General features: G+C 66.2%; 13 protein-coding genes. 6 read left to right on the top strand and 7 right to left on the bottom strand.

What is annotated here, in order from left to right:
* Positions 1 to 4: 4 nt before the first annotated feature.
* Complete coding sequence (gene dut / locus IG171_RS05400) at positions 5 to 478, bottom strand: dUTP diphosphatase (RefSeq protein ID WP_249204100.1); 474 nt, start codon at positions 476 to 478, stop codon at positions 5 to 7.
* Positions 479 to 542: 64 nt separating this feature from the next.
* On the opposite strand from dut, the gene IG171_RS05395 reads away from it, so the two are divergent.
* Positions 543 to 998: a DUF3093 domain-containing protein gene (locus IG171_RS05395; protein ID WP_212130426.1), complete on the top strand. Its 456-nt coding sequence runs from the start codon at positions 543 to 545 to the stop codon at positions 996 to 998.
* Between the two features lie 128 nt (positions 999 to 1,126).
* Here IG171_RS05395 and IG171_RS05390 read toward each other — a convergent pair whose 3' ends face one another.
* Complete coding sequence (locus tag IG171_RS05390) at positions 1,127 to 1,426, bottom strand: DUF4193 domain-containing protein (protein ID WP_212130424.1); 300 nt, start codon at positions 1,424 to 1,426, stop codon at positions 1,127 to 1,129.
* Between the two features lie 285 nt (positions 1,427 to 1,711).
* On the opposite strand from IG171_RS05390, the gene IG171_RS05385 reads away from it, so the two are divergent.
* A complete protein-coding gene (locus IG171_RS05385) occupies positions 1,712 to 1,939 on the top strand; it encodes a hypothetical protein (RefSeq protein WP_092013122.1) in 228 nt (75 codons plus the stop codon).
* A gap of 100 nt (positions 1,940 to 2,039) precedes the next feature.
* Here IG171_RS05385 and IG171_RS05380 read toward each other — a convergent pair whose 3' ends face one another.
* Positions 2,040 to 3,152 carry a ferrochelatase gene (locus tag IG171_RS05380; RefSeq protein ID WP_212130422.1) on the bottom strand — a complete coding sequence of 371 codons (1,113 nt, stop codon included), beginning with the start codon at positions 3,150 to 3,152 and terminating at the stop codon, positions 2,040 to 2,042.
* 255 nt (positions 3,153 to 3,407) lie between these two features.
* Between IG171_RS05380 and sepH the strand changes: the two genes are divergently transcribed.
* Positions 3,408 to 4,520 carry a septation protein SepH gene (gene sepH / locus IG171_RS05375; RefSeq protein WP_212130420.1) on the top strand — a complete coding sequence of 371 codons (1,113 nt, stop codon included), beginning with the start codon at positions 3,408 to 3,410 and terminating at the stop codon, positions 4,518 to 4,520.
* Here the strand turns inward: sepH and cydC are convergent.
* From cydC to IG171_RS05360, 3 genes are read right to left on the bottom strand one after another with little or no spacing between them, the layout of a single operon-like run.
* On the bottom strand, positions 4,495 to 7,971 hold the full coding sequence (gene cydC / locus IG171_RS05370; RefSeq protein WP_212130418.1) for a thiol reductant ABC exporter subunit CydC: 3,477 nt from the start codon (positions 7,969 to 7,971) through the stop codon (positions 4,495 to 4,497). The two genes, sepH and cydC, sit on opposite strands and share 26 nt — an antisense overlap.
* Positions 7,968 to 8,990, bottom strand: coding sequence for a cytochrome d ubiquinol oxidase subunit II (gene cydB, locus IG171_RS05365; RefSeq protein ID WP_212130416.1), 1,023 nt, complete (start codon positions 8,988 to 8,990; stop codon positions 7,968 to 7,970). The genes cydC and cydB overlap by 4 nt, the downstream gene beginning before the upstream one ends.
* 11 nt (positions 8,991 to 9,001) lie before the next feature.
* Entirely contained in the window at positions 9,002 to 10,567 is a 1,566-nt protein-coding gene (locus IG171_RS05360) for a cytochrome ubiquinol oxidase subunit I (RefSeq protein WP_212131546.1), read from the bottom strand.
* 354 nt (positions 10,568 to 10,921) lie between these two features.
* On the opposite strand from IG171_RS05360, the gene IG171_RS05355 reads away from it, so the two are divergent.
* Positions 10,922 to 11,284: a BlaI/MecI/CopY family transcriptional regulator gene (locus IG171_RS05355; protein WP_212130415.1), complete on the top strand. Its 363-nt coding sequence runs from the start codon at positions 10,922 to 10,924 to the stop codon at positions 11,282 to 11,284.
* 33 nt (positions 11,285 to 11,317) lie between these two features.
* Positions 11,318 to 12,196 carry a M56 family metallopeptidase gene (locus IG171_RS05350; protein ID WP_249204098.1) on the top strand — a complete coding sequence of 293 codons (879 nt, stop codon included), beginning with the start codon at positions 11,318 to 11,320 and terminating at the stop codon, positions 12,194 to 12,196.
* A 5-nt stretch (positions 12,197 to 12,201) separates the two neighbouring features.
* On the opposite strand, the gene IG171_RS05345 is transcribed toward IG171_RS05350, so the two are convergent.
* Positions 12,202 to 14,313 carry a DNA topoisomerase IV subunit B gene (locus tag IG171_RS05345; RefSeq protein ID WP_212130413.1) on the bottom strand — a complete coding sequence of 704 codons (2,112 nt, stop codon included), beginning with the start codon at positions 14,311 to 14,313 and terminating at the stop codon, positions 12,202 to 12,204.
* Positions 14,314 to 14,450: 137 nt separating this feature from the next.
* Between IG171_RS05345 and IG171_RS05340 the strand changes: the two genes are divergently transcribed.
* Positions 14,451 to 15,299, top strand: coding sequence for an N-acetylmuramoyl-L-alanine amidase (locus IG171_RS05340; protein WP_212130411.1), 849 nt, complete (start codon positions 14,451 to 14,453; stop codon positions 15,297 to 15,299).
* Positions 15,300 to 15,305 lie beyond the last annotated feature (6 nt).

The raw sequence follows: 15,305 nt of genomic DNA, 5'->3' as shown, positions 1-15,305 counted from the left end.
GTCCTCACTTCTCCTTTTCACTGAGAGCGGCGTCGAGGCCGCCGGTGGATCCGAATCCTCCGGCCCCGCGGTCGCTGTCGTCAAGTGTTTCGACGAGGTTGAAGTCGGCGTGTGCGATCCTCTGGATCACCAACTGGGCGATGCGATCACCGCGGGCCACACGCAGCGGGGTCTTCGCGTCGAGGTTGATCAGCGGAACCCGGATCTCGCCACGGTAGCCGGCATCGATGGTGCCCGGTGCGTTGACGACGGTGACCCCGTGCTTGCTCGACAGGCCCGAGCGCGGGTGGACGAAGGCCGCATAGCCGATCGGCAGGGCGATCGCGATGCCTGTGGGCACCACACGGCGTTCGAAGGGCTCGAGCACGAAGTCGATCGTCGAGCACAGGTCGGCACCGGCGTCGCCCGCATGCGCGTAGGCCGGTGCGCTCGTGCCCGCGTCGAGGAGCTGAAGGTCGATCTTGAGGGTTTCGGTCACAAAGATGCACTCTAACGCCGAAGTCTGAGCGTGGCCAAAACATCTGCTGTGGGACAATGGCCCCATGGCAACAATGCAATCCGGCACCCATGTGGTCTATCAGGAGAAGGTCCGTCCTTCGGTCGGTATGTGGATCCTCGTCGCAGTGGCAGCGGCCTCGACTGCGCTCATGGTCCTGCCCGTCTGGAAGCTCGGCATGATCGTTCTGCCCGTCGTCAGCTTCGTCCTGTTCGCGTGGTGGCTGAATTCGCTGACCGTGACGATCATCGTCACCGAACGCCAGCTCTTCGTCGGCGAAGCCCACATCGACCGGAAGTTCGTCACAGCAGCGACCGCTTACGAAGGCGAGGCGGCGCAGAAGGCTCGCGGAGTCGATCTCGACGCCCGCGCCTTCCTCAAGATCCGTCCCTGGGCGAAGGACGCGGTGCGCATCGACATCGACGATGCCGACGACCCCACACCCTACTGGCTGGTCTCCACACGTCACCCGAGACAGCTGGCCGAGGCCCTCAACGGCTGAGACCGCCCGCGGCCGAGCAGCCCACGTCCACGACTGAGCAGCCCGGGCGAGATCGACTCCGGCCGAGAACAGAACTGCGCGCCCGACGCTTCGTCGGGCGCGCAGTTCTGTGGGGAAAGAGAAGCGACTCAGCCTGCACAGTCCGTGCAGATGGGGACTCCGCCCTCTTCGCTCGCAAGCTGCGACCGATGCCGGACCAAGAAGCACTCCATGCAGGTGAACTCATCGTTCTGTTTGGGCAGGACGCGAACGGAGAGCTCTTCGTTCGACAGGTCAGCGCCCGGCAGCTCGAAGCCTTCGGCTACCGCGGTCTCGTCCTCGTCGATCTTGCTCGCCTGCGCCTGCGAACGCTGAGCCTTGAGCTCTTCGATCGAGTCGCTCTTGATCTCATCGTCTTGCTTGCGAGGTGCGTCGTAATCTGTTGCCATATGGCCTCATCGCTCTCTGTCCAGGGGATGCTGAGGAGGACTATAATATCCTCCCGCGTGATGTGTCCCCAGCATTGTGCACTGTATGCTTGCCGTTGGCAAGATGGAATGAAGACCCGTTGCGGTGATTCTCATCACGAGCCTGTCGGCATAAGTCGGCCACACATAGAGTTCTCGAAAAGCTCTGCAAGAATGCTTGTGATGGACAGCACCGACAGCACGACCTGCCGGTAGATGACCGGGTTCGTCCCCTCCGGAGGCGGCCCGAGGAAGGACGGATCCACAATGAGTGAATTCGCAGATCAACTCGACACCCGAATCGATGATGTCCGTCATCGCATTCACGAGGCCCGGTCCGCCGGGGATGACTTCCTGGTTGAGAATCTCATCGACGACCTGCAGAACCTGATGGAACTGGCCGGCCGAAATGATGTCGACACCGGCCCCATCGCCGAGGTGATCCAGGCCGAGACGGGCGCTCTGCCCGTCATTCCCAGCCCAGAGGAGCTCTGAGCCTCGCCCTCCGATTCCAGGCGGCGATCGACCGCCTGGTCCACGAAGAGCCCTCCCCACCGAAACGGTGAGGAGGGCTCTGTGCATTCAGCGGCCTCGCTCAGCTCACGGTCTCCCAGGTCGGGTAGACGGCGCGATCGATGCGACCGCGGCAGCAGTCGATGCTGCAGGCCCCGCTTCCGGGCACCAGCGGCGTCGTTCCCGGCAGGGCCGGAGTCTCGACCTCCTCGCCGCGCAGCTGGCCGATGCGCTCCTCGACGAGATCGACGAGACCGGACACGAAGGCCTCATGCGTGCCGACTGTACCCACGCGCGTGAAGGCGAAGCCGAGCCCGTCGGCGGTCTCCTTCGCTTCGGTGTCGAGGTCGTACACGACCTCCATATGGTCGGAGATGAAGCCGATGGGCACGAGCACGACACCGGTCACCCCCTCCTCGGCGAGTTCGGTCATCCGGTCGTTGACATCGGGTTCGAGCCACGGAACCTCCGGGGGCCCGGAGCGGGAGCAGTAGACGAGCTCGGCGGGCAGCCGCTCGGCCTCGTCCAGTCGGCCCAGGAGTTCCGCCATGAGCTCCTCGTGCTGGGTGAGGTAGCCGTTGGTGGCCACTGCCGAGGCGTCCTGCATGACGTTGGGGATCGAATGGGTGACGAAGAGGATGCGGTGCTTGTCGGCGTCGAACTCACCGACCTGCGTGCGGAAGTCGGCGAGGCCGTCGTCGAGGCGAGCCGCGCAGGCGTCGGCATAGCCGGGGTGGTTGTAGAACTGGCGGATCTTGTCGATCGACACCTCGAGGCCTTCGCCGGCCAGGGTCTCGATCGTCTTCGCGAAGTCCTCCCGGTACTGCCGGCACGAGGAGTATGAGGAATACGCGGAGGTGTCGATCGACAGGAATCGGGTGCGTCCCTCCTGCGCCTGGGTCCGCACCTCATCGGTGAGATAGGGGTCCCAGTTGCGGTTGCCCCAGATCAGCGGCGTGTCGATCCCGCGCCGGTCGAGCTCGCCGCGCAGAGCCGACAGCAGGGCTCTGTTCTGGTCATTGATCGGCGACTTGCCTCCGAAGCCGAAGTAGTGCTCCCCCACCTCCTCGAGTCGCTCCTCGGGGATTCCGCGGCCGGCGGTGACGTTGCGAAGGAAGGGGACAACTTCTTCTGGGGCCTCCGGTCCTCCGAATGACATGAGGATCAGGGCATCGATGGGTGCAGTCTTATTCACGCTCCTGATTTTACAGGCTGTAGAGCTTCGGGCCCCGATGTCCGCACAGTGAGTCATACCCACTCACGGTTCAGACCCCCTGGCCGCAGAAGGCTCCCTCCCCCTGGCCTCGGACATCCTACGTGATCGAGTCCACATTTCAGGTCTCCGAGGCCCGGACCGGCCCGTGATTTCGCGACTCGCGCGCAAATCTGCCCGACTCGCCGCGCCGAACGTGACACGATGCCATTGAGACGCGATAAAGGAGCTTATGGCATGCGTGAACTGATCTTGAACGGAGTCAACGCGGATGGCACTCATCTGCTGTTGAACGACGAGAACGGGCTTCAGTACCGAGTCGTCGTCGATGAAGCTCTCATTGCCGCGGTGCGCCGGGAGCGCACCCAGCCCAAATCCGAGACTCCGGTGCGTCCCAAGGACATCCAGGCCATGATCCGCGGAGGCATGGACGCCGAGGAGGTCGTGGCCTCCACCGGTGCCGATATCGACTATGTGCGCACCTATGAGGGTCCGGCGATGGCCGAACGCTCTCGCACGGCCTATCTCGCCAGTCGCCATCCGATCTACTCCGATCACGATCCCAATGGCGAGCCGACGCCGCTGATCGAACTCTGCCAGGAGCGGCTGGCCATGCGCGATGTCGACATCGAGACGATGGAATGGGACTCCTGGAAGCAGCAGGACGGCAATTGGTACGTCCAACTCAGCTTCACCGCAGCTGATCGGATCCGGACCGCCAGCTGGCATTACTACCGTCGTTCGCTGACCCCGATCGACGATGAGGCCAAATGGCTCGCCGATTCGGGCCCGACCGACACCGGTCCGATCCCGAACTACGGCAGCGGTGCCGAACGGCAGAGGAACACCGAGGAAGTCGATGTCTTCCCGGCCGAGCCCGCCTCCGATTCCGTCTCGCCCGAGGCCCCGACCCGTCAGCCAGAAGGAACGGCTCCGTCGCAGCAGGCACGTGACCATCAGGCCGAGACCGGCCGCATTCTGGAGAACCTGCGCAAGCGCCGTCATTCCGAGGAGGAGCCGCGGACCCGTCTGCGTGCGGTGACCGAGGATCCTGAGACTCACCCGCAGGGCGCTCACACCGCGCCGGGGCAGCCGGCGGCGGCGACCGATGACGAGGTCTTCGCGTTCGAGGACGCCGCCCCGGCCCCCGAGGATCCGCAGGAGCCGACGGAGAAGGTCGGCGTCTTCGATGACGAGAATCAGCTCTCGCTGCTCAATGAGCCCGGTGTCAGCGATGATTCGCACCGGGAGGCCGCCGCGGCGAAGGAGGCGAAGCCGAAGTCGAAGAAGAACTCCCGTGCCTCGATCCCGAGCTGGGACGAGATCATGTTCGGGTCGAAGCGAGACTGACCGATTCTGCGGCCGCAGTGTTCTCCGGTCGTTCGCCGAGGTCGACGACGGTGTCGTCGTCGGTGATGAGACGGCGGTCGTGAGTGACCATGACCACGGTGCGTGAGACGAGGTTCCTGCGCAGGTCGTCGATGACTCGGTTCGCGGTCTCATCGTCCAGGTGCGCCGTCGGCTCGTCGAGGACGATGACATCGGCACCGGTCAGCAGCGTCCGCGCCACGGCCAGGCGCTGTCTCTGACCGCCGGAGACCTCCGAACCGTGGTCGCCGACCCACCGGTCGAGTCCTTCGGCATCGGCCCACTCGTCCAGACCCGCCGCATGCAGAGCGGCGACCATGTCCTCGTCGCCCGGGACCGTCTGCTGGGAGAGAGCGAGATTCCCGCGGACGGTGGAGCGGAAGATGTGCGCCTCCTGCGGGCACCAGGCGATCCGTCCGACCAGATCGGCCGGGGCCCGGGTGAGCATATCGACGATCGTGTCCTGTGTGCCCCGAGCGGTGTAGCTGCCGGCCCACGGGTCGAGGAAGCGCAGGAGGACGCTGAGGCTCGTCGACTTGCCGGTGCCGCTGTCCCCGCAGAGCAGGGTCCATCCACCGCGTTCGGCATGCAGATCGAGCCCGTCGATCACCGGTGTCGCCTCCCAGCCCACGGTGATCGCTCTGAGGTCGAGTGCTTCGATGCGCTCAGCTGCGGGCAGCAGATCGTCTCCGGACTCCTGGTCCGACAGCCGGTCCGCAGACGGCGCGGTCGTCTCTTCGACGGCCTGCTGTGCGGATGCGGACGCACCGGGGTCGGGCAGACTGTCCAGCGCTGCGGCCAGCCCCGGCATCTGCCGGAAGGCTTCGAGGCTCGAGGCGAAGACCTCGTTCAGGCCCAAGGCCATGAGCGCCAGCACCGCGAGGATCTCCGTGGACGCCGGCGAGGTGGCGGCGAGCACCATGGCCGTGCCGACGGTGCTCAGCTGCAGCCACAGATGGGCCAGCCCGAAGTTCCGGGCCGAGGCCGCCTGCTTCGCCTCGAGGCCGGCCTCCAGTCGGGACAGCAGACCGAGGACCTGTGCGTCGGCACCGTTGGCGTGGACATCGTCCTTGGCGTTCAGCGCCCGGGTCAGCACCGACAGGATCCGGTTGCGGTCGTCCCGGATGCCTCGGGCCAGCCTGCTCTCGGCGCTGATGACGATGCTCGCGAGCACGATGAGATTCACCGCGCCGAGCAGGAGGAACCACGGCAGCGATCCCGGATCGAGCAGAGTCGCGGTGATGCACACGCCCAGAACGACCATGGCCGATACGAGCGGCGGGAACAGTGTGCGCGGAACGAGATCGCGGACGTCATCGGCATCGGCGACCATGGCTCTCAGGGCCGAGTCCGAGGTCAGCAGCTTCCGGTCGCTCATACCGACTCGTTCGAAGTGCTCCCACAGGCTCGTGCGGAGTCGGGTGAGGGCGGCGAAGATCGCCGAATGGAGTTTGAGACGGCTGGCGTAGAGCAGCACCGAGCGGGAGAGTCCGAAGAAGCGGACCCCGACGATGGCGACCATGAGCAGCATGATCGGCGGCTGGTAGGAGGCCTCGACGATGAGCCAGGCGGAGACAGCGGTGAGGGCGATCGCGGCCAGGCTGGAGGCGCAGGCGCTCAGCGCGGCCAGAGCCATCGTGGGGTTGAGCAGCGGCAGGCTCGAGCGCAGGATCGACCATCTGCGTCGCAGCGCCGCGGCCTTCGTCTCCACGCTGTGGTCGGCACCGGACTCGTCCTCCCACAGCATCGCCGAATCGAGCCCACCGGCCGTGGTCTCGGCCCGAGGAGCGTCCTGCCTCGCAGCCTTCGACGCATCCCGCCCCTCGGCCGCGGGCTCCTCCCGCTCCTTCGCCGCGGATGCGTCCGGCCGCTCACCCGCTGCCGGATCGCTGTCGTTCGGGGCCGGCTCCCGGGTTCGGATCGGTCGGATCTCGGTTTCGGCCAGAGCCCTCACACGCTCGTCATGGCTGGCCAGGATCACACGGTGGGAGGCGGCCGCCTCGGCGATCATGTCGATGACGATGCCGGCGTTGTCGGCATCGAGATGGGCGGTGGGTTCGTCGAGGACGAGCACATCGGCCCCATCGCCGAGGCGGTGCAGCACCCGCACCAGCGCCAGCCGTCGCTGCTGCCCGGGGCTCAGCGCCGCGGTCGCCGTCAGCGGATCCGTGGGCAGCCCGGCCGCGGCCAGTGCCCGTTCGGCCTGCCGGCCATCGAGTCCGAAGAGTTCGAGCTCGGCGCCGATGGCGGCGGCGAACATGCGCGGCGTCTGCGGCACATAGGCGGCTCTCACGGGGGTGACGGTCGTGTCGGCGTCGGCGGGCAGGCCGCCGATGAGGGCCGTGAGCACGGTCGTCTTCCCGGTTCCCGACCGACCGCTGACCGTGGTCACCCCCGGACCCGTGCCGATCCGATCCGTCCAGGAGATCGCGGTGCCGTCGCCGTAGACGACATGCTGACTCCGCTCCCCCGGCGGCCGTCGGCTCCCGGACTCGGTCTGCGTCCGTGCCGAGGCTTCTGCCTCGCTCAGCAGCGTCTGCGCTCGGCTGCGTGCTTCGCGGCCGTTCTCGCTGGCGTGGAATCCCGAGCCCAGTTCGCGCAGAGGGGTGAAGCATTCGGGGGCGATGAGGAGGATGAGCAGCCCTGAGCTCAGATCCATCGTGCCGTTGACCAGTCGCAGGCCGATGACCACGGCGACGAGGGCGACCGAGATCGTGGCGATGAGTTCGAGCGCGAGACTCGACAGGAACGCGATGCGCAGGGTCGTGAGGTTCGCCTGGTGGTAGCGCTCACCGAGTTCGCGCAGACGTCGCGCGTGATCGCGGGAGCGGCCGAGGCCGATGAGCACCGGCAGGCCCTCGGCGAGTTCGGCCAGATGATCGGACAGCCGTTCCAGCGCTCTGATCGTCCGGGTCGTCGATTCGGCGGTGTAGCGACCGATGAGGACCATGAACAGCGGCACCAACGGCAGGCAGACCGCGACGATGACGGCGGAGAGCACATCGCTGAAGACGATCCGCACGAGCAGGACCACGGGCACCACGGCCGCCGCGCTCAGTGCCGGCAGCACCGTGGTGAAGTAGTCGTCGAGGTCGTCGATGCCGCGGGTGACGGTCACGGCCGTCGCGGTTCTCGGCCGACCGCGTCCGCGCAGCAGTGCGGACAGGATCCCCGCCCGCAGTCCCTGTTTGGATTCGGCGGCCAGTCCGGTGCCCAGACGGCGGTCGAGCCAGAGTCCGCCGCCGCGCAGTCCGGCGCCGAGGAGGCCGAGGACGACCCACACGCCCGGATCGCTGTGGCCGATGATCGCCCGGACGACCGCCTCGGCGATGAGCACGATCCCCACCGCGCGGGCCAGAGCGGAGAAGACGGACAGGCCGAGCCCCCGCCGGCCGGACGGCAGTTCGAGCAGAATCGACAGCGGCGAGGTCACGAATGGATCGCCACCGGCACCCGATGCGCCTCGGGGATGTGGGTCTCGGCGATGCGGTCCAGGAACATGCGGTAGCTGAAGGTCTGGTAGGCGATGATCACCGGCAGGATGATCACGGTGACGATGAGCATCACGGTCAGCGTGTAGTCCGACGACGATGCCGAAGCGATCGTCAGCGAGTTCGCCGGATCCAGGCTCGAGGGCAGCACGTTCGGATAGGCGCCGGCGAACACCGCGGCGAACCCGGCCACGAGGTGGATCCCGTGGAGGACGAACGCCCGCTTCTCGGCCGCGGCGCGCACCGCGACGAAGGCGGCGATGAGGGCGGCGAGGCCGATGAGCACAGGGATCACCAGCCAGACGCGGTGGGTGATCGAGAGCGCGAACCAGATGAGGAAGGGCACGGCCGCCGGCAGCATGGCCCGTGTGGCCCACCGCCTGGCTCGGGCTCGGATGTCGCCCTGCGTCTTGAGCCCGAGGAACAGGAGTCCGTGGACGAGTGTGAACCCGAGTCCGCCCAGTCCTCCGAGCAGCGCCGGCCAGGAGACCCAGGCGAATGGTCCGCCGATGATGTCTCCGTGGCTGTTCAGCGGCAGCCCGGTGGTCGTGATCATGAGCATCGCCCCGATGCAGAAGGCGGTGCCGGCCGAGCCGATGGCCATCGCCCAGGTCCAGAACGATCGCCAGGCCTGTGTGTGTCCCTTGCCCCGGTACTCGATCGACACGGCGCGGAAGATCAGACTCACAAGCGCCAGTGTCAGCGGAATGTAGAGGGCGGAGAACAGGGAGGCGTACCAGTGGGGGAACGCGGCGAACATCGCTCCGGCGGCCGTGATCAGCCAGACCTCATTGCCGTCCCAGACCGGTCCGATGGTGTTCAGCAGCACGCGCTTGCCGCGCTCCTTGCGGGACAGGAAAGGCAGGAGCATGCCCACACCGAGGTCGAATCCGTCGAGGAACAGGTATCCCGTCCACAGCACGACGATGAGGACGAACCAGATCGTGGCGAGAATTTCCATCGTGACTCTCCTCAGTAGGCGAACGACAGCACGTCTTCGCCGTCGTCGGTGATCGTGGGTTTGGTCGTGGAGGAGACCAGCTCAGGCATCGCCGAGGCGACTCCTCCCTTGACGTAGGTCGTCAGCAGCCGCAGTTCGACGACCATCAGACCGCCGTAGACGGCGGTGAGGCTGATCAGTGAGAACAGCAGCGTCCCCGGACTCAGTTCGGGAGACAGCGCCGCCTGGGTGTACATGTACACCCCGTCGAGCTGCGCGGGGTTCGGGACCACGACGAAGGGCTGGCGGCCCATCTCCGTGAAGATCCACCCTGCCGAGTTCGCGATGAACGGGGCCGTGATGGCCAGGAGGAACCCACGGCTGAGCCATTTCGAGGCCGGAACCGTGCCCTTGCGCGACAGCCACAGACCGATCACGCAGACGCCGGCGGCCAGGACGCCGAACCCGATCATCATCCGGAAGCCCCAGTAGGTGACGATCATGATCGGCTGGTAGTCGATCGCTTCGCCGGCGTGGTCGCCGTAGCGCGGGTCGTCGGGGATGTGGGTGCCGTACTTCTCCTGGTAGTCGGGCAGGAGGGTCGTGACTCCGTGGACGGGCGTGGAGAAGTCCCCATTGGCCAGGAAGGACAGCAGGCCGGGGATCTCGAAGATGTTCTCCACCCCGTCGCAGTCGTTCGACGACGGGTCGGCGACCGTGAGCACGGAGAATTCGGTGCCGTCGTGGCAGGCGGCCTCGGCGGAGGCCATCTTCATCGGCTGCTGTTCGAACATGAGCTTGGCTTGGACGTCACCGGTGATGGCCACACCGGCGAAGGCGATGATGCCGACGAGGGCGCCGATGCGCAGCGATTTGATCCAGACCCGGTGGTCGGTCTCATCGCGACCGGGCAGGGCCGACGAGGACCCGACGACGACCTTGCCGTCGTCGCCGACGGTGTCGATGCCGTCCTTGCGGCGGTGGTAGAGGTGGTACCAGGAGATGCCGAGCAGGAAGGAGCCGCCGACGGCCAGGGAGCCGAAGAGCGTGTGGGTATAGGCGGCGATGGCGGTGTTGTTGCCCAGCACCGCCCACACATCGGTCATCACGGGTCGGCCGTCGACCATCTCGACGCCGACGGGATGCTGCATCCACGAGTTCGCCACGATGATGAAATAGGCCGAGATCCACGAACCGATGACCGCGCACCACAGAGCACCGAGGTGGACCGCCCGGGGCAGTCTCCCCCAGCCGAAGATCCACAGTCCCAGGAACGTCGATTCGAGGAAGAACGCGAGCAGCGCCTCCAGGGCGAGAGGCGCGCCGAATACGTCGCCGACGAAGCGCGAGTATTCGCTCCAGGCCATCCCGAACTGGAATTCCTGGACCAGACCGGTGGCCACGCCCATGATGAAGTTGATGAGGAAGAGCTTGCCGAAGAACTTCGTGCTGCGCAGATAGACCTCATTGCCGGTGCGGTGATAGATCGTCTGCAGGATCGCGACGAGCATCCCGAGTCCCAGAGTCAGCGGCACCATCCAGAAGTGGTAGACGGTGGTGATTCCGAATTGCCACCGTCCGATGAGGACTGGATCCAAATCCATGGGATCTCCGTTCGAGTTCGGACACTATTTCTACGTCACGTAGAATTCTACATCCCGTAGAAGCACAGCGGCAATCGTTCCGCCATCCAAGACGTCCTGTACCAATGGTGCTCCCTTTCATTCGCCGACCGCCAGGGGTCCCGACCAGATTCCCGGCGGCCACGCCGCCCACGGCCCCGACCGGCCTCCGACGGCCACGCCGTTTGACAGCCTCGAACGCGCCCGACGGCCGACAGGGCCCCGGCGCAGCTCACGGGAGACTGACGGCCCGCTGTCCTGGAATTCGACAGTCTGTAGAGATATACTCGGGTAAACCGAACATCACGAAACGACGAGGACTTTTGAACTGTGGGAACACTGGGTGAACTCGAACGCAGCGTCATGGACGCCATCTGGGTCCATGACGACGGGCTGAGCGCGGCCGAACTGCGCGAGGTTCTCGCCGACCGGGAACTGGCACTGACGACGGTCCACACCGTCCTGTCCAGGCTGGAGAAGAAGGGCTTCGTCACTCGCGATCGCAGTGTCCGGCCGCATCGCTACCTGGCGGTGTCGACCCGTGAGGATCATGTCGCGGAACTGATGACGGAGATGCTCTCGCAGGCCCCGGATCGTCACGCCGTCCTCGCACGCTTCCTCGGCACCGTCTCCGAAGCCGACACCAAGGCGCTGCGCAATCTGCTCGGGCGCAACCACTCGACGCATTCCTGATCCAGATCGGTCACTCCAATGACCATTCTGGGCTTGATTCTGGCTGTTCTGGCCTTTCTGCTCGCATGGCCGATTCCGGCCGCACTCGCACGCTTCCGCGGTGACCCGATCTCCGAGGTCGTCCTCTGGCAGGCCGTCGGCCTCTCCGGCGGGCTGTCCCTCATCGGTGCCGCACTCGCCTTCGCCGTCGCCCCGGGATCGACGAGCCTGCCTCAGGGCATCCTGGCCCTGCTGCGCGGACAGACCCATACGCAGCTGTCGGTCATCGCCTGGATCTTCCTCGTCATCGCCCTTCTGCTCATCGGCAGGCTGCTCGGCTGCCTCGCACTGACCTTCTACTCTGCGCGCAAGACCCGTCTGCGCCACGACGAGATCCTCCACCTGCTCAGCGAGCCCTCGGCCAACTACCCCGACACACGTATCATCACCACCGACGAGGTAGTCGCCTACTGCCTGCCCAAAGGGCCGAGGAAGGGCACCGCCGTGCTCTCGACCGGGCTCATCCATGCCCTCGACGAGATGGAGCGGACTGCGGTCATCGCTCATGAGCGCGCGCACCTGGACTTCCGGCACGATGTGCTCGTCATCCCCTTCGCCGCATGGCACCGGGCGCTGCCCTACTTCTCAGCGACGGCGATCGGGCTGAATTCGGTCAATCGGCTCATCGAGCTCATGGCCGATGATCAGGCCAGGGAGCACGTGGATCCGCAGATATTGGCCCGTGCCGTGCGATCAGCCGCGGCCATCAGCCCCGAGCATCGCAGCGACCTGTCGACTCAGCGCATCCGCCGGCTGTCCGAGCCCTTGGATCCGGCGCGGATCCCGGTGCGGCTGATGTCGATCGGTCTGGCCGCACTGCTGCTGCTCCTGCCGACGCTGCTCATCCTCACCCCCGCGACCTTCGGGATCTGAGCTGATCAGCTGTCGATACGCTCGGCGTCGAGGACGGCGGCACCGGAGACGATGAATTCCCTGCGTGGACCCACCGATGATCCCATGAGGAGCTCGAAGGTGTTCTCGGCCGCCTCGGCGTCGGCCATCGTGACTCTGCGCAGCGTGCGCATGCTCTGGTCCATGGTCGTCTCGGCCAGCTGATCGGCGTCCATCTCCCCCAGCCCCTTGTAGCGCTGGATGGGCTCCTTGTAGGTCTTCTTCTGCTTCTCGAGCTTCTTCAGCAGCGCGTGCAGCTCCGCCTCCGAGTAGGTGTAGACGACGTCGTTCGGCGTTCCCCGCTTCGTCACGATCTCGACCCGATGCAGCGGCGGCACCGCCGCGAAGACCCGGCCCTCCTCGACCAGCGGCTTCATATAGCGGAAGAAGAGGGTCAGCAGCAGGGTGCGGATATGCGCCCCGTCGACATCGGCATCGGTCATGATGATCACACGGCCGTACCGTGCCGCGTCGAGGTCGAAGCTGCGTCCGGAGCCGGCCCCGATGACCTGGATCAGGGCCGAGCACTCGACGTTGGCGAGCATATCGCCCAGTGCCGCCTTCTGGACGTTGAGGATCTTCCCGCGGATGGGGAACAGCGCCTGATGATCGGAGTTGCGGGCGGCCTTGGCCGTGCCCATCGCCGAGTCGCCCTCGACGATGAACAGCTCCGTGTTCTCCACCCCGGTGTCACGGCAGTCATAGAGCTTCGCCGGCAGCGAGGAGGCCTCGAGAGCCGTCTTGCGACGCTGGTTCTCCTTGTGGGTGCGCGCGGAGATGCGGGACTTCATCTCGGCCACGACCTTCTCCAGCAGGACCGCGGACTGCTGCTTCTCCGCTCGCTTCGTCGAACTCAGCACGGCACCGAGCTGGGCCTCGACGGTCTTCGCGACGATCTGGCGCACCGCCGCCGTGCCGAGCACCTCCTTGGTCTGGCCCTCGAACTGGGGTTCGGCCAGCTGCACGGTGACCACGGCGGTGAGGCCGGCCAGCACATCATCCTTCTCGAGCTTGTCCTTGCCGACCTTGAGTTTGCGGGCGTTGGCCTCGACGGCCTTGCGCATCGACTTGAGACAAGCCTGTTCGAAACCTGACAGGTGGGTGCCGCCCTGCGGAGTGGCGACGACGTTGACGAAGGACTTCACCTTCGTGTCATAGCCGGTCCCCCAGCGCAGGGCGACGTCGACGCCGACCTCGCGCTCGACTTCCTTGGATTCGAGGTGGCCGGAGGAGTTGAGCACGGGCACGGTCTCTTTGAAGGTGCCGGTGTTCTGCAGCCGCCAGGTGTCGGTGATGGGCGGGTCGATGGCCAGATGGTCGACGAACTCGGTGATGCCGCCGTCGAACTTGAAGATCTCCTCGCGTTCGGCGATGACGGCGCCGGTCTCGTCACGGGCGACTCCGCGCCGGTCGACGATGCGCAGCTCCAGGCCGGGGACGAGGAACGCGGTCTGCCGTGCGCGTTCGACCAGGTGCTGGTAGTCGAACTGGGCCTTGGCCAGGAAGATCTGGGGATCGGCCCAGTACTGCACGCGGGTTCCGGTGGCACCGCGCTTGGCCTTGCCGACGACGTCGAGACCGGTCGGTTCCGTGAACGCCTCGAAGGGGTTGTCGGGGCTCGGGGTGCCGGAGGAATCGTCGAAGCGGCCGGGCACTCCTCGGCGGAAGGACATCTTGTGGACCTTCGAACCGCGGGTGACCTCGACGTCGAGACGAGCCGACAGGGCATTGACGACCGAGGCACCGACTCCGTGCAGTCCGCCCGAGGCGGCATAGGAGGAACCGCCGAACTTGCCGCCGGCGTGGAGCTTGGTCATGACGACCTCGACCCCGGTCAGACCGGTCTTCGGTTCGACGTCGACGGGAATGCCGCGTCCCTTGTCGGTGACCGCCACCGAGCCGTCGGCGGCGAGTTCGATGAGGATCTCGGATCCGTGGCCGCCCAGGGCCTCATCGACACAGTTGTCGATGATCTCCCACAGGCAGTGCATGAGACCGCGCGAATCGGTCGTGCCGACATACATGCCGGGTCGTTTGCGCACCGCCTCGAGACCGGACAGTACTGACAGATGCCTGGCGCCGTAGCTTTCGTCTTCCACACATTTCCTCTCGTTCGATTGAATTCTAATCGCTGGACGCCGCAGACCCTATTCCCAACCGGCCGTGTCGGGGCTCATTCGGCTCAGCGGCACCGGGTGGCGACTGGGCTGGCTCAATTGCTGGAACAATGGGGACCATGTCGCATCGTCTCCTCGCCCCGAGCCTCCTGCTCACCGCCGCACTCACCCTGCCGGGTCTGGCGGCGTGCGGCCAGGACTCGTCCTCCCCGGCCACCTCGACGACGGAGGCCGCCGAGCGCACCGCAGCGGAGTCCGGGCCGTCCGCCTCGTCCGCGGCGGCGACTCGGACGAGCGCGACCGACGCCGCTGATCCCCGCGATGTCGATCTCGAGGGCAGGACGATCGCGATCGATCCCGGCCACAACGGCGGCAACGCCTCGCACCCGGAGGAGATCTCCCGTCAGGTGCCCGATGGCCGCGGCGGGACGAAGGCGTGCAACACCACGGGCACGTCGACGAACTCGGACTATTCGGAAGCAGACTTCACATGGTCGGTGTCGACGATGCTGCGGGATTCGCTCGAAGACGCCGGCGCGACGGTCGTGCTCAGCCGGAAGGACAACACGGGCGTCGGGCCCTGCGTGGACGAGCGCGGAACCTTCGCCGACGACGCCGATCTGCTCGTGAGCATCCACGCCAATGGCAGCGAGTCGAGTTCGGCCGAGGGCTTCCACATCATCGTCGCCGATCCCGGTGAGGATGAGAAGACCGAGAAGGCCTCGGTGGCCCTGGCGAAGTCGCTGGGGAATTCGATGGGCGATTCCTTCACCCCGAACCGAGCCTATGGGGAGGATGCGATCAGCCGGCGACCGGATCTGGCGGGGCTGAACAATGCTTCCGTGCCCGCCGTCATCGTCGAGTGCGCCGAAATGCGCAATCCCGACGAGGCGAAGCTCGTGGAGTCGGAATCCGGCCGGCAGAAGTACGCGGACGCCCTGTTCCACGGCATCGTCGACTGGTTCTGACGCCCC

It is taken from the genome of Brevibacterium sp. SMBL_HHYL_HB1, assembly GCF_018208375.1.
GTDB lineage: Bacteria > Actinomycetota > Actinomycetes > Actinomycetales > Brevibacteriaceae > Brevibacterium > Brevibacterium intestinavium.
Note: the sequence above shows the minus strand (reverse complement) of the source record. Positions and strands in the feature narration are given on the sequence as shown.

Coding starts and splice junctions, on each gene's coding strand:
- sepH (WP_212130420.1), top strand. CDS start 3,408: ATGCGTGAACTGATCTTGAACGGAGTCAACGCGGATGGCACTCATCTG.
- IG171_RS05390 (WP_212130424.1), bottom strand. CDS start 1,426: ATGGCAACAGATTACGACGCACCTCGCAAGCAAGACGATGAGATCAAG.
- IG171_RS05340 (WP_212130411.1), top strand. CDS start 14,451: ATGTCGCATCGTCTCCTCGCCCCGAGCCTCCTGCTCACCGCCGCACTC.
- IG171_RS05385 (WP_092013122.1), top strand. CDS start 1,712: ATGAGTGAATTCGCAGATCAACTCGACACCCGAATCGATGATGTCCGT.
- IG171_RS05395 (WP_212130426.1), top strand. CDS start 543: ATGGCAACAATGCAATCCGGCACCCATGTGGTCTATCAGGAGAAGGTC.
- cydB (WP_212130416.1), bottom strand. CDS start 8,990: ATGGAAATTCTCGCCACGATCTGGTTCGTCCTCATCGTCGTGCTGTGG.